This is a genomic window from Sulfitobacter sp. PM12, from assembly GCF_045586035.1.
GTDB classification, from domain to species: domain Bacteria; phylum Pseudomonadota; class Alphaproteobacteria; order Rhodobacterales; family Rhodobacteraceae; genus Sulfitobacter; species Sulfitobacter pontiacus.
Map to the genome: position 1 here is coordinate 96152 of NZ_CP151529.1, position 12134 is coordinate 108285.

Annotated in this window: 13 protein-coding genes; 9 read left to right on the top strand and 4 right to left on the bottom strand. The window is 61.0% G+C overall.

The window, feature by feature from the left end; translation table 11 throughout:
- Positions 1–2 precede the first annotated feature (2 nt).
- Complete coding sequence (locus AADW22_RS00435) at positions 3–1751, bottom strand: heparinase II/III family protein (protein WP_064217030.1); 1749 nt, start codon at positions 1749–1751, stop codon at positions 3–5.
- 123 nt (positions 1752–1874) lie between these two features.
- Complete coding sequence (locus tag AADW22_RS00440; RefSeq protein WP_340288651.1) at positions 1875–3146, bottom strand: transcription antitermination factor NusB; 1272 nt, start codon at positions 3144–3146, stop codon at positions 1875–1877.
- A gap of 90 nt (positions 3147–3236) precedes the next feature.
- On the opposite strand from AADW22_RS00440, the gene AADW22_RS00445 reads away from it, so the two are divergent.
- Positions 3237–3512, top strand: a complete 276-nt coding sequence (locus AADW22_RS00445; protein ID WP_005850250.1) for a DUF1674 domain-containing protein — start codon at positions 3237–3239, stop codon at positions 3510–3512.
- A 101-nt stretch (positions 3513–3613) separates the two neighbouring features.
- On the opposite strand, the gene AADW22_RS00450 is transcribed toward AADW22_RS00445, so the two are convergent.
- Together AADW22_RS00450 and dapB are read right to left on the bottom strand one after the other, a co-directional pair.
- Positions 3614–3970: a dihydrodipicolinate reductase gene (locus tag AADW22_RS00450; protein ID WP_407474023.1), complete on the bottom strand. Its 357-nt coding sequence runs from the start codon at positions 3968–3970 to the stop codon at positions 3614–3616.
- A 90-nt stretch (positions 3971–4060) separates the two neighbouring features.
- On the bottom strand, positions 4061–4876 hold the full coding sequence (gene dapB, locus AADW22_RS00455; RefSeq protein ID WP_348001108.1) for a 4-hydroxy-tetrahydrodipicolinate reductase: 816 nt from the start codon (positions 4874–4876) through the stop codon (positions 4061–4063).
- 79 nt (positions 4877–4955) lie between these two features.
- On the opposite strand from dapB, the gene rbfA reads away from it, so the two are divergent.
- The 8 genes from rbfA (at position 4956) to pnp (ending at position 12102) form a co-directional block, all read left to right on the top strand.
- Entirely contained in the window at positions 4956–5375 is a 420-nt protein-coding gene (rbfA, locus tag AADW22_RS00460) for a 30S ribosome-binding factor RbfA (protein ID WP_168592275.1), read from the top strand.
- Complete coding sequence (locus AADW22_RS00465; protein WP_260004063.1) at positions 5372–6118, top strand: phosphodiester glycosidase family protein; 747 nt, start codon at positions 5372–5374, stop codon at positions 6116–6118. Before rbfA ends, AADW22_RS00465 begins: the two co-directional genes overlap by 4 nt.
- Before the next feature lie 118 nt (positions 6119–6236).
- The gene (truB, locus tag AADW22_RS00470) at positions 6237–7154 is read left to right on the top strand and encodes a tRNA pseudouridine(55) synthase TruB (protein WP_407474024.1); all 918 of its coding nucleotides are present in this window, start codon (positions 6237–6239) and stop codon (positions 7152–7154) included.
- The gene (locus AADW22_RS00475) at positions 7151–7660 is read left to right on the top strand and encodes a DUF1643 domain-containing protein (RefSeq protein WP_037965287.1); all 510 of its coding nucleotides are present in this window, start codon (positions 7151–7153) and stop codon (positions 7658–7660) included. Before truB ends, AADW22_RS00475 begins: the two co-directional genes overlap by 4 nt.
- Before the next feature lie 105 nt (positions 7661–7765).
- Positions 7766–8710 (top strand): calcium-binding protein, encoded by a 945-nt coding sequence (locus tag AADW22_RS00480; protein WP_407474025.1) that lies wholly within the window; start codon positions 7766–7768, stop codon positions 8708–8710.
- Between the two features lie 194 nt (positions 8711–8904).
- Positions 8905–9174, top strand: a complete 270-nt coding sequence (gene rpsO / locus AADW22_RS00485) for a 30S ribosomal protein S15 (protein ID WP_005850267.1) — start codon at positions 8905–8907, stop codon at positions 9172–9174.
- A 103-nt stretch (positions 9175–9277) separates the two neighbouring features.
- On the top strand, positions 9278–9751 hold the full coding sequence (locus tag AADW22_RS00490; protein WP_407474026.1) for a GNAT family N-acetyltransferase: 474 nt from the start codon (positions 9278–9280) through the stop codon (positions 9749–9751).
- A 215-nt stretch (positions 9752–9966) separates the two neighbouring features.
- A complete protein-coding gene (gene pnp / locus AADW22_RS00495; protein WP_009825473.1) occupies positions 9967–12102 on the top strand; it encodes a polyribonucleotide nucleotidyltransferase in 2136 nt (711 codons plus the stop codon).
- Positions 12103–12134 lie beyond the last annotated feature (32 nt).

Sequence of the window (12134 nt, forward strand, 5' to 3'; positions counted from 1 at the left end):
GGTCAGTCTTGGTCATCATATGGATCGTCGAGCGATAAATCTCGCACGCCAATCGCAGTTTCCTGCGCTTTGGACAAGGACCACCTGACCCTGCTGGCATAGTCGACGACCCGCCCGCTGAGCAGAATTTGCACCGACGCGCGGGGTTTCAGCCGGTTGCGCTCAAGGTAAACGCTTGGTTCCAATGACAGTTTATGCGTCCCATCATGACGGAACACCCAGATCTCGCCGCTTTTCTGAGCCATGGAAATTGCTGCCCCGCCCAGATCGACGGTGGCATCCACATCCGGGTGCAGGTGGAAACGAATCTCGAACGGGATACCAGCAAGCTTCACCGCATCCATTTCCCGATCAAAGACACGCTTTTCAGCGGGCTCTATCGCGAGCAGCATGTCCTCCCCCGCGAGGCCGCGACCGTCGTGGGTCAGTTCCAGGCTGCGGGCATGGGTCAGGCCAAAGCCCGCGACATAGCCATTATGCGCGCCCTGAAACTGGGTGCCGTCCCCGACGGAGCCGATTTCGACGGGCACATAGGTCGGGCATTCGATCAAAGCCTCGGCGCCCGTGTGCCGGTCGGGCTCTGCCAGACGCGCGCTGGAATAGCCGCCAAGTGACAGGCCGGAATGCGACGGTGTCGCACGCCCCGCCCGCCGCCAATCAGCGCCAAATGAATCGCCCGGCCCGCAGTTCACGACCAAAGGGCGCCGCCCGCTGGTCAGTTCGAACGCAAGCGTAGAGGCATGGGCATTAAACGATGCGGCCCCGCCAGGGGGCGGGCTGGCGTCGACGATCACACTGGTGCGCCCTGCGGACAGGCGCGCATACCCCATCGACAGCCCGTCCGGCTGGCGCGTCTTGATCTTCGCCGTGGCCAGCGCGTGATCCAGCCAGCCTTCGGCCCCGCGCCCGCCGCCATGGAACCGCGCCAGCCCGCCGTCGGAATGCCGCAGGGTGCGCAGGGTGGGCGCGATGCGTTCGATCGCCTCCATATGCGCAGTTGGCGTGCCGCGTCCCGCATCGCTTAGCGCGGCGGCGGCCCATGTCAGAAGGGTAAATGCATGCAAAAGCTCTTCGGGGTTGCGGGTGGGCAGGCCGCCCTGCGCATCGATCTGCGCCTCGCATTCGCGGGCCAGTGCCTTGATCGCCGGATCGGCGCGCGCCTCTTGCCCCTCAAGCGAAAGACCGGCGTAGATCAACCCGGTCAGCGCCTCGAACCGCGGCAATCCCGGGGCTGCGGCATGCCAGCGGCGCGACAGGAAATCCGTTTGTTCGACCAGCGAGCGATAGAAGACATCGCTTTCGTCTTGCGAGGTGCCACGCAGTACAAACAGCGCGTGGTTGATCCAGCGGATCAGCCGCCGGCCGGTCAGATCAGGGGTCCAGCCGATGCCTCGGCCCTTGCCGTAATGGTCGATCCAGCCCCAAAGCCAACGCTGCGCAGTGCCGCGGGCGCGCACGTCGCCAACCGCAGCCAGATCATCCATCCAGGCGAAACCGTGCAGATCACGCGCGAAGTCCTGATCCGGCGTGGCGACTTCCCACAGGCTTGACGCGTCCGGCGCTTCGATCAGACTGCCGGAAAACAGGAGGTTGCCCGCGATCAGCTGCCTGCCCCGCGCAAAAGACCCGATGGTGCGCGGTTCGGGAGAGGAAACGAATCCCCTCGCTTGGGTACGCGTTTTGGTCGCGGCACGGGCGTGCCACCGGTTTAGAAAACGCGTTTTTCGCGCATTGAAGCTGGTACTTGTCATGCGGCTGCCCTTGTACGCTCTGCTGGCGTTTTGCGGATGTTAGCCGCTGTTGCCACCTGAGTCACCGCATTTTGACACGGGTTTTTGCGGGCGACGCAAATCCGCCCGCATCAGGTTCGGCCTTTAGGCGTACTTACGCAGGCAGGCGATGTAAAACCCGTCCATGCCACCCAGTTCAGGCCAGTAATCGGGGCGCAAACGCAGGCCGCCCTCTTGGGTTGTCCACGCGGGATCAACACCGGGCACAGCCAAAGCGTCGCGGTCCACGCGCATATCCGCATGACGTTCCAACGCCTCGTCGACCTGCACTTCGCCTTCGTCGGGCAGCAGGGAGCAGGTGCAGAAAATCAAGCGCCCTCCGGGGTTGAGCAGGGACCACGCATGGTCGATCATTTCCGACTGCAGCTCGATCAGATCACCGAATTCGGACCCATCCTTGGCGTGGGGCAGATCGGGGTGACGACGGATCGTGCCCGTGGCAGAGCAAGGCGCATCCAGCAGAATCGCGTCAAACGTCCCCTCGAACCGGCGCGCATCGACGACAACGACTTTGGCCGGCAGATGCACCCGTGCAAGGTTTTCCCGAACCCGCTGCATCCGCTGCTTGGAGTTATCGACCGCCGTCACCTGCGCACCTGCGGCGGCAAGCTGCATGGTTTTGCCCCCGGGCGCGGCGCAAAGGTCTAGCACGGCCTCGCCTTTTTGTGGCGCAAGGATTTTAACGGGCAGCGCCGCGGCGGCGTCCTGCACCCACCAATCGCCTTCGGCAAAACCGGGCATGGTGGTGACCTGCCCCGCATCGGCGACGCGCACCGAACCGGTCGGCAAGACGGTGCCGCCCACGGCCGCGGCCAAACCTTCAGGATCTCGTTTCGCGGTCAGATCCAGTGGCGCACCTGCGAAATGCGCGGCCTCGATTCCCGTCATCGCGTCGGGCCCCCAGGCTTCGGTCAGCGGACCCCGTAGCCATTTTGGCAAGCGCGGCGCGCGCAAGGCCGCCCATGCCTCTGGCCCTTCGGCGGCGATTTTGCGCAACACGGCATTGGTCAGCCCCTTGAGGTGCCCGAGTTTTTTATGCGTTGCCACCAGTTCGACCATCGCATTCACCACGCCGTGGGCAGCGCCGCCCTGACACAGTTCGACGGTGCCGACGCGCAGCGCGTTGCGCACGGTCAGCGGCGGGTATTTCGACAGGTGTTTCTGCAACAGACGGTCGGCGCGTTCCATCCCGCGCAGGGTATCCATCGCCAGACGCTGCGCCCGTGCGCGGTCATCGGGGGGCAGCTTGTCCAACGCCCCCGCCGACAAGAGCTCTGACATCAGACGTTCTTCCCCCAGGATCATATCCAAAAGGTACACCGCACTTCTGCGGGCCTGAACGCCGGTGTCTGACATGCGATACGCTTTCTTCTTTGGGGTGCCCGGGTTGTCTGGGCTTGGTTCCGGCGTATATCAAGGGGACAGTGGCCTCAAGAGGATGAGAGTATGACCGAAGCCGGCAAACGCCCCATGCCAAGCCCACCCCATGATCCGACACCCATGCCGGAGCCCGGGCCGGATATTCCCCCAGAACCCACGCCCGACCCGATGCCGATGGTACAAGAGCTTCCCGCCGCCGCGCAGCGCGCGCTGGCGGAGGCCGCCGAACGCCGCAAGGCCGCGCAGGCACTGGACCTGCCGACAGAGCTTGGTGGTCGCGACGGACCAGAACCTGTCCGCTATGGCGATTGGGAGAAAAAGGGCATCGCTGTCGATTTTTAAGACACGTGCCCCCTATGCGCTGAATTCCCCATGCGCTGACCCCGCGTCGCGCAGATCAAGATTACGGCCAAGCGCCCTGTGGCGCTTGCACATGGGCGAGGCTACTTCAACGAAAAGACCGCCGACTGCCCTGCCCCCTTATCCGAAGTGAAGCGGATTTTCCCACCGTTTACAGCGACTTCCTGACAATTGTAGCCAAGGTCGTCATCGCCCCAGATCAGGCTGCGGCAGAAATACCCGCCCTTCCAGACCCATTGGCCCGACACGCCCCACACGGCACCTGTACCCGATATGCCGCCGCTTTCAGTGACGCGCAATTCGACCAGCGGGCGAGTCAGTGTTTTACCCTCCACCACCGAAACGAAATCGCGCTGGCTGTCCAGTTTCTGGAATTCTGCCCAAGCAGCCCCGGTCAGCGCAAAGAACGCCGCGCAGGTCAGTAACGTCAGTTTTTTCATCACACCCTCCAACCAGATTGTTCCCATGAACATACGGGCCAGAGGTTAAGATAGTTTCACCACGGTGAAGCGACAGGGCGGCGGGTGGTGTCAGTCGTTCAGGCCCAGAACGTCCAGCATATCATAGGCTCCGGCAGGTTTCCCCTGCCCCCAAACGGCAGCTTTGATGGCACCGCGCGCAAAAACCGCGCGATCCGACGCGATGTGGCGCAGTATGATTCGCTCGCCCGCGGCAGCGAACATCACGTCATGTTCGCCCACAATGTCGCCCCCGCGGATCGCTGTGAACCCGATGTCACCCCGCTTGCGCGCACCGGTGATCCCGTCACGCCCGCGGTCAGAGACATCCGCCAGCGCGACGCCGCGCCCTTCCGCGGCGGCTTCGCCCAGCATCAGCGCAGTGCCCGACGGCGCGTCGACCTTCTGGTTGTGATGCGACTCTATCACCTCGATATCAAAGTCTTCATCAAGCGCGGCAGCGACACGTTTGGTCAACTGGGTCAAAAGGTTAACGCCCAGGCTCATGTTGCCCGCCCGCACGATCACCGTCTGCTTTGAAGGTCCGTCCAGCGCGCCGATCTGCGCGTCGGTCATACCGGTGGTGCCGATAACATGGACCACACCCGCATCGGCCGCGATCTTGGCGAAGGCGAGTGTCGCTTCCGGAGCGGTGAAATCAATGACGGCCTGCGCGCCTTGCATCGCCTCTGCCGCGTTATCGGTCACGATCACGCCAACGGCAGTGCCGCCCATAGCAACACCGATATCCTGACCGACCCACGCATGCCCGGCACGTTCTACCGCACCCGCCAGATGCACCCTGTCGCTGGCAGAAACCTGCCCAATCAACATCTGGCCCATGCGGCCCGAAGCCCCTGTAATCACTATGCCGAGTGTATCGCTCATGTTATGCTCCTTATTCGGTTCCGGTTTAGCGCGTGGTGATCTGCTTGGCAAAACCTCAGCGAACCCTTAGATGAAGCGCATGGCAAAGAACAAGTTTCATGAGGGCTCAGGCCCGTCGCAACGGCAGCTTCGCGTAGGCGAAACCATTCGTCGCGCCTTATCGGATGTTCTGGCGCGTGGCGATGTCCACGACCCTGAGTTGAACCGGATGTCGATCACCGTGGGCGAAGTACGCGCCTCCCCCGACCTGAAGATCGCGACGGCCTATGTGCTGCCTCTGGGCGGAAACGGTCAGGAAGACGTGCTTAAGCTGCTGGCGCGCAACAAGGGCGAGCTCCGCCGGTTGATGGCAAAGAAGCTGGTCCTGAAATATGCGCCGGACCTGCGGTTCCAACTGGACGAAACATTCGACCGTATGGACGAAACGCGCCGGATGCTGGCGCAGGACGTGGTGCGCCGCGATGCTGACGCCCCCGACCGCGGATCGGAAGACGCGTGAAACGGTTCTGGGCCGCGCTTGGCGTCATGGGCTGGGCCGCCGCGCCCGTCCAAGCCGAAACCTGCGAAACCCTGAGCTATAACGGCACCGGCTATACCCTGTGCCACGTCGACTTGACGCAGGACCGGCTTGAGCTGTTCCTCTACGATGCGGACGGCAAACCGCATGGGTATTTCAACACATTGAATACGGCGTTGAAAAAGCGCGGCGCGCAGCTGGGCTTTGCGATGAACGCGGGCATGTATCACGATACCCGTGCGCCGGTGGGCTATTACCTTGAGAACGGCAAAGAATATCAGCAAGTGATCAGCAGCGACGGCCCCGGTAACTTTGGCCTGCTGCCCAACGGCGTGCTCTGCCTGCGCGACGGGCGTGCCGATGTGATCGAAACCAAAGCTTTTCTGCGCGACGCCCCCGACTGCCGCAGCGCCACACAATCGGGACCGATGTTGGTGATCGATGGCAAGATGCACCCGCGCTTTCTGAAGGATGGCACCTCGCGCTATATCCGCAACGGCGTCGGTACCAGCGCCGATGGCAAACGCGCGGTTTTTGCCATCTCGAACGAGACGGTGAACTTCTATGATTTCGCGCTGCTGTTCCGGGATCACCTAAAGCTGCCAAATGCGCTTTATTTTGATGGCAATATCTCGAGGATGCGCGCACCCGATCTGGGCCGCAATGACTTGGGCTTTAGCGCGCTTGGCCCTATCATTGGCGTCGTGAAGCCCGACGCGCCGTAGCGCAACAAGAGTTTTCTTGCCTTCGGCGAGGATTTTTCACCATTTGGAAGCCAGAGTCTCTGGGCAATCTTGCCGGACCTTTGATAGGAGGCGGGCAAATCAATTAAGGGCATTTGATATGGGACGCAGGCGCAAGGGACGGGATATTTCGGGATGGTTGGTGGTGGACAAGCCCGCTGGCCCGACCTCTACGACCGTGGTGAACAAGGTCCGTTGGGCGCTGAACGCGAATAAGGCGGGCCATGCGGGCACCCTTGATCCCGAGGCCACCGGCGTTCTGGCGATCGCGCTTGGCGAGGCGACCAAGACGGTGCCCTTTATCACGGACGCGATGAAAGCCTATGAGTTTACGGTCCGCCTTGGGATCGCGACAAATACCGATGATGCCGAGGGCGAGGTCATCGCAACATCGGAGCTGCGGCCCGATGACGACGCGATCAAGGATGCTTTGGGCAAGTTTATCGGTGACATCCAACAGGTGCCGCCGCAGTTTTCCGCTGTGAAGATCGACGGCCAGCGCGCCTATAAACTGGCGCGCGACGGTGAAACGATGGAGCTGGCAGCCCGCCCGCTTTTTGTCGAACACCTACTGCTGGTGGACCGCCCCGACGCCGACCACGTGACGTTGGAGATGGTGTGCGGCAAGGGCGGCTATGTCCGGTCGATTGCGCGCGATCTGGGACAAGCCTTGGGATGTCTGGGCCACGTGCGCGAATTGCGCCGTATCTGGTCGGGCCCGTTCGAGGCCTCTGAAGGGCTGACGCTGGCGCAGATCGAAGAGATGGCGCGCACAGACGCTTTGGACGCGCATTTGCTGCCGTTAGAGCAAGGGTTGCAGGACCTGCCAGAGGTGAAAGCCACGCCGGAGGGGGCCACCCGTCTGCGCAACGGCAATCCCGGCATGGTAATCGCCCATGACGTTGAATATGGCGACGAGGTCTGGGCGTCGTTTGAGGGCCGCGCCGTTGCTGTTGGGCGTTTCAAGGCGGGCGAATTGCATCCGTCGCGTGTGTTCAACCAGCCCGGTTCTGTGTGATCACGCGCAGCCATACCAAGGGCGATGCGCCGTCGACGGCTGTCTATTCGGACTGCGAAAACTACCGCTATAGTCTGACCCGCGTCTGGACCCCCGAGGCGGAGCGGGTGCTGTTCGTCATGCTAAATCCGTCAAAAGCGACGGAAATTGAAAACGACCCAACGGTCGAGCGGTGCGAGCGCCGTGCCCGCGCCTTGGGCTTCGGGGGGTTTCAGGTCACCAATATCTTTGCCTGGCGCGAAACCAGCCCCAAGTTGATGCGTCAAGCCAAAGACCCCGTCGGCCCTGATAACGATATGATTTTGAACGAAGGTATCTTGTGGGCCGATCAGGTGATCGCGGCTTGGGGCACCCATGGCGCACATCTTGGACGGGGTGCGCAGGTGCAAGAACTGCTATCGCGCAGCCAAACGCCCGTGTACCATTTGGGCCTGTCTAAGGACGGGCATCCCAAGCATCCTTTGTATATCCGCTATGCTCAGGAACCGATTTTCTGGGGCCTTTAGGGCAAGCTTAACTTTCTTGATTCTATGGTGCTGATGCGGCCTCGGGTTTTGAGGTTGTTTCATCTGTATCCCCGCGTGATGCGGGCAATAGGGTCGGGTTTGCACATGCTGTTTCTTGCCGGATTAATGGGGTTGATCACCGTCGGGGCCGCCGCCTTTATCGACATCGGGGTCGAGGAGGAGGAGTCTGCCACCGACGAAGATGCACCGGCCGGCGATGTGATCTCCGGCACCCCCCGGGATGACCTGATTATCGGCTCGGGCGGCAGCGATCAGATCGCGGGCGATGGCGGCGATGACCTTGTGGAGGCGCGGAATGGCGATGACACCGTTTTTGGGGACAGTGGCGATGATACATTGAGGGGCGGCGCGGGGAACGATGACCTGCATGGCAATGATGGCGATGATCTATTGGCAGGGGCCGAGGATGCGGATGGGCTTACCGGCCATAATGACGATGACATCCTGCAGGGCGGTGCGGGCCACGATACGCTAAACGGCTCTGCCGGGGGTGATACGCTTTTCGGGGAGAGCGGGGATGACGCCGTGATGGGCGGTTTGGGCGATGACCTGCTGATTGGGGGGCGCGGGCAAGACGCGCTCTTTGGTGGATGGGGGAACGATACGATTGACGGCACCGTCGATCCGGACCGGCAGGATGCGCGCGTCACTGATACCGACGAAGGGGATTACCTGAATGGCGGTGGCGGCGATGATGTGATCTTTGCGGGAACAAACGACACGGTGACCCCGGGCGCAGGGCGTGATGATGTGATCCTTGGCGATTGGGTCAGCCCCGATGGCATCGTCGATATCCGCAGTTTCGACATAGAAGATGACAGCCTGCTGCTGGTCTGGGACGACAGCGATGCAGCCGCGACAGCGCCCAAGGTGGCCGTTGAACCGGATCCGGAGGACCTGCACTCCCATCTGATATCAATGGACGGTGCGATTGTGGCAATGGTGCAGTCGGACCAGTTGCTGATGCCGGGCGACCTGTCGCTTATCCCCCTCAGCTCGGCCCTCGCTGCGGGGCTAACGCGCGACTGAGCCGCCGATGCCCTCTCAACGGGCAAAGAAGCCAACGCGCCCCGCGACGCATTAATCCTTTGCCAAGGGGGCGAAACTTTCCTATACGCCCCCATCGCCCGATGATTCCTGTCAGCGGGTGATACTCCATGGGCCTGTGCTGGACGACATCCCGGCCTGTGCCATCACTTTAACCTTTCGAAAAGGAGACCCCGATGTCGATTACGCAAGAAGAAAAAGCACGCGTCATGAAAGAATTCGGCACCAAAGAAGGCGACACCGGTTCGCCCGAAGTACAGGTTGCCATTCTGTCCTCGCGCATCGCAACGCTGACCGAGCACTTCAAAACCCACAAGAAAGACAACCACGGTCGCCGTGGCCTTTTGAAAATGGTTGCGACACGCCGGAAGCTTCTGGACTATGTCAAAGGTAAAGATGACGCGCGTTATCAGGACCTGATCAAACGTTTGGGCCTGCGCCGCTAACCAGCGCTGCACCGCCACAACGATGAAAACCGCGCCCTGGCAACAGGGGGCGGTTTTTTCGTTTCCCCCTGTGCTTTAGTGATGTGCGCCACAAGGAGAGCCTATGCCAATCAACCTGCGTGACCTCACCCCACAAGATACCGATGCAGCCGCGCTGCTTTTCTTTGCTGCGGTGCATCAGGGCACCGCGGATGTATATGCGGCCGAACAACGCATCGCTTGGGCCGGGACAGCGCCCGCACCCGCCACATGGCGAGGGCGGTTTGATACCGTGTCGGGTATCGTGGCCGAGATAGACAACCGTATGGCGGGGTTCATGACCCTTGACCGCGAGGGGCTGATCGATCTGGCCTTTGTGCACCCCGATCATATGGGCACGGGCGTGGGGCGCACTGTCTATTTTGCCATCGAAGACCGTGCCCGCACATTCGGCGTGCGACGTCTTCGGACCTTTGCCAGCGAAAAGGCAAAGCCGTTTTTCACGCGTATGGGCTGGACCGTCGAGGCCCCCAATATCGTCACCAAAGGCGGGGTCACCTTGCAAAACTATAAGATGTTCAAGACCTTGTCAGGCTGACCCCCTTGCCGCTCTGCTGCGGCTTGCAATCTGTGGCGTGCAGGGCCGCGTGTAGGGGGCAACGCTTCCCTTCCCATCGCAGGCAAACTGCTGTATGGCCGCACAATCTGAAAGCCGGCGCCCGGACTCCAGCGCCCGACAAAGAAGATACCGGAGTCAGGGGGAATATGCCCTCTACGCAAATGGCCCGATCCGGGCCGAAACAGGAAACGTAGATGTTTAATGTAACGAAAAAATCCATGCAGTGGGGCGAAGAGACGCTGACACTGGAAACTGGCAAAGTGGCCCGTCAGGCAGACGGTTCGGTGATTGCGACACTGGGCGAAACCAGCGTCATGGCGAACGTCACCTTTGCGCGCCAGCAAAAACCCGGTCAGGACTTCTTTCCGCTGACCGTCCACTACCAAGAGAAATACTATGCCGCCGGTAAAGTACCGGGTGGCTTCTTCAAGCGTGAGGCCCGCCCCACCGAGAAGGAAACCCTGACAGCCCGTCTGATCGACCGTCCGATCCGTCCGCTGTTCGTTCCCGGCTTCAAAAACGAAGTTCTGGTGATGTGTACCGTTCTCAGCCACGATCTGGTTAACGATCCCGACATGGTCGCCATGATCGCTGCCTCCGCAGCGCTGACCATTTCCGGCGCGCCGTTCCGCGGTCCGATCGGTGCCTGCCGCGTTGGTTTCGAGGATGGCGATTACGTTCTGAACCCGACCGTCGACGACATGCAGGACCTGCGCCTGAACCCTGATCAACGTCTTGATCTGGTTGTCGCCGGCACCAAAGAAGCCGTGATGATGGTTGAATCCGAAGCCTATGAGCTGTCGGAAGAAGAAATGCTGGGTGCGGTGAAATTCGCGCACGAGCAGATCCAGCCTGTTATCGACCTGATCATCGATCTGGCCGAAGACGCTGCGAAAGAGCCGTTTGACTTCCAGCCGGTTGACTATTCGGACCTGTCCGCTGCTGTCAAAGCCGCTGGCGAAGACGCCATGCGCGCCGCCTTTGCAATCGCCGACAAGCAAGAGCGCACCGCCGCTGTTGCCGCTGCCCGCGAAACAATCAAAGCCGCGCTGACCGAAGAGCAACTGGAAGACGCGAACCTCGGGTCCGCTCTGAAAGGCCTCGAAGCGTCCATCCTGCGTGGGGACGTGGTTAAAACCGGTAAGCGTATCGACGGCCGTAAGACCGACGAAATCCGCGACATCGTGGCCGAAACCGGCATCCTGCCCCGTACACACGGGTCGTCGCTGTTCACACGTGGCGAAACACAGGGTCTGGTTGTGACCACTTTGGGCACCGGCGATGACGAACAGTTCATCGATGCGCTGCACGGCAACTTCAAATCCAACTTCATGCTGCACTATAACTTCCCGCCCTATTCGGTTGGTGAAGTTGGCCGTGTCGGTGGCCCCGGCCGTCGCGAAATCGGTCACGGCAAGTTGGCTTGGCGTGCGTTGCAGGCGGTTCTGCCTGCCTCCACCGACTTCCCCTACACCATCCGCGTTGTGTCCGAGATCACTGAATCGAACGGCTCCAGCTCGATGGCGTCGGTTTGCGGTGGCTCCTTGTCCATGATGGACGCAGGTGTGCCATTGAAAGCGCCCGTCGCGGGTGTTGCCATGGGTCTGATCCTGGAAGAAGACGGCTCCTATGCGATCCTGTCCGACATCTTGGGTGACGAAGACCACCTTGGCGACATGGACTTTAAAGTGGCCGGTACCGAAGCAGGTATCACGTCGCTGCAGATGGACATCAAGATCGCCGGCATCACGCCCGAGATCATGGAGAAAGCTCTGGCACAAGCCAAAGCGGGCCGTGTGCACATTCTAGGCGAGATGAACAAAGCCATCTCCGGCGCGGGTGAATTCTCTGTCCACGCCCCTCGCATCGAAACGATGCAGATCCCAACCGACAAGATCCGTGAAGTGATCGGGTCCGGCGGTAAAGTGATCCGCGAGATCGTTGAAGTGTCCGGCGCGAAAGTCGACATCAACGACGAAGGCATCATCAAGATCGCATCGCCAAACGGCGACTCGATCAAGAAAGCCTATGACATGATCTGGTCCATCGTGGCCGAGCCTGAAGAAGGTGCGGTTTACACCGGTACCGTCGTCAAGATCGTTGATTTCGGTGCCTTCGTGAACTTCTTTGGCAAGCGCGACGGTCTGGTACACGTATCCCAGATCGAAAACCGCCGCCTGAACCACCCTTCGGATGTTCTGAAAGAAGGTCAGGAAGTGAAAGTGAAGCTGCTTGGCTTTGACGATCGCGGCAAGGTGCGCCTGTCGATGAAAGTTGTCGATCAGGAAACCGGCGAAGAAATCAAGAAAGAGGAAGGCGGCGAAGCGTAAGCTTCTCCACCCGTTCTGAAATGACGAAAGCC